This window comes from Paenibacillus sp. 01T422 (assembly GCF_056398785.1).
This window is the reverse complement of the sequence record NZ_JBFTQB010001203.1, coordinates 1-1,493: the sequence shown is the minus strand read 5'-3', so window position 1 is coordinate 1,493 and position 1,493 is coordinate 1. Positions and strand designations below refer to the sequence as shown.

Sequence of the window (1,493 nt, the reverse complement as noted above, 5' to 3'; positions counted from 1 at the left end):
ATCGAATACATCTCCGACTGTGCCTTTTTCGATGACATGTGGTGGATTGCTTTCACGTTGGCTTAAGATTGATTTTATAGGTGTACCTTTATTGGTTATAGGTGCAAAACAAGCATATCAAGACATTATCAATCTCGTTCAACATACAAAACATATCGCAAATACCTCAAATTCACAGTTAATTATGCTAGAAAATAAAGATTTCAAATAATGGCTATTACGCCGGTGACCTTGAGCAGGTAACCGGCGTTTCCATATTAGCGTTTCGGCATTTTGCTCTCATCCATGTACAGCAGATTCCAGCGGTGACCGTCCAGGTCGGCAAATCCCGCACCGTACATCCAGCCGTCAATTTCAGTTGGCTTGCCAAAGATACTTCCTCCAGCAAACTCTGCTTTTTGAATGTAGGCATCTACTTCTTCTTTGCTTTCAGCGCCAATGGAAAATATGACTTCTGCGCTATGGGAAGTATCTGCGGTTTTTGAACCTGTAAATTGCTCAAACACCGCATCCGGGAACAACAGAATCGTTGTTTGGCCTATAGCAAGCTTGGCTCTCTCGTTACCAACACTCTCCGCATGGAATCCAATTTCATTGAAAAAGGCAGTTGACTTCTGAACATCTTTGACCGGCAGGTTAATCCAAATATCCTGTGACATGGTTGTAGCCTCCTGGAATATATTAATAACTACTCCTACTATACTCTACTTCTGGAAGCAGAAGCGAATCTTATAGATCCTTGCTTAGCGCTTTTTTTATTTGCTTGTCGTGTTACAGGACGCTTTTGCTTTTTCATACTGAAATACCTTCAGCCATCCAGCATATATAAATCCTACTCCCAAAGATTTAGCGAACTTCAAAGAGCGATACCGGATATAACCAAAAAAATGCTTACCCAACAATTACGAGAACTGGAGTATAACGATATCGTTCATCGTGAAATATATCAGCAAATCCCTCCAAAAGTGGAATACTCCATTACAGAATACGGGAAAGGTATGTCAACAGTCATGCAGGCATTAAATGATTGGGGTGTAGGTCATGTCGCTCATTTGGAGGAGATATACGGTGCGAACCGTTCAGTGGAATCATTGGCATTAGACAAAAAAGATGATGAATGATTTCTCTCCGCATACATACCATTGGCATCTAATGGAAATCATAATGTCTAATTATTGTTTGTAGAGGAGTGTTATAGATGAATGATTTGATCAAGAATGCAGTTTCGCTAGGACTGGGAATCACGATTGTGACCAAAGAAAAACTGGAAACCTACGTCAAAGAGCTTGTGGTAAAGGGAGAAGTTGCCCCTGAAGAGTCGAAGGCGTTGGTGGCAAAGTTGATCAAGAAGGGGGAGGAGCAGCAGGACGCTCTTAAAGAAATCGTACGCGTACAGCTTCAGAAGTTACTGGTCGATCTGCACGTGGCGACAGAGGAAGATATTAAGCGGCTAGATCAGCGCATCGATCAAATGGAACACAAGCTACAGGCAT

At 42.0% G+C, this 1,493-nt stretch carries 4 protein-coding genes; 3 read left to right on the top strand and 1 reads right to left on the bottom strand.

All coding sequences use genetic code 11. The annotated features are described in order from the left end of the window. Positions 1 to 211, top strand: a 211-nt coding sequence (locus tag AC1DUA_RS37200) for a DUF3189 family protein (RefSeq protein ID WP_477504503.1), incomplete at its 5' end; no start/stop codon positions are given. 46 nt (positions 212 to 257) lie between these two features. Here the strand turns inward: AC1DUA_RS37200 and AC1DUA_RS37195 are convergent. Then, positions 258 to 659: a VOC family protein gene (locus tag AC1DUA_RS37195; RefSeq protein ID WP_477504502.1), complete on the bottom strand. Its 402-nt coding sequence runs from the start codon at positions 657 to 659 to the stop codon at positions 258 to 260. A 12-nt stretch (positions 660 to 671) separates the two neighbouring features. Between AC1DUA_RS37195 and AC1DUA_RS37190 the strand changes: the two genes are divergently transcribed. Together AC1DUA_RS37190 and AC1DUA_RS37185 are read left to right on the top strand one after the other, a co-directional pair. Continuing rightward, positions 672 to 1,121 (top strand): winged helix-turn-helix transcriptional regulator, encoded by a 450-nt coding sequence (locus AC1DUA_RS37190; RefSeq protein WP_477504504.1) that lies wholly within the window; start codon positions 672 to 674, stop codon positions 1,119 to 1,121. 77 nt (positions 1,122 to 1,198) lie between these two features. After that, positions 1,199 to 1,493, top strand: a 295-nt coding sequence (locus tag AC1DUA_RS37185; RefSeq protein ID WP_477504501.1) for a phasin family protein, incomplete at its 3' end; no start/stop codon positions are given.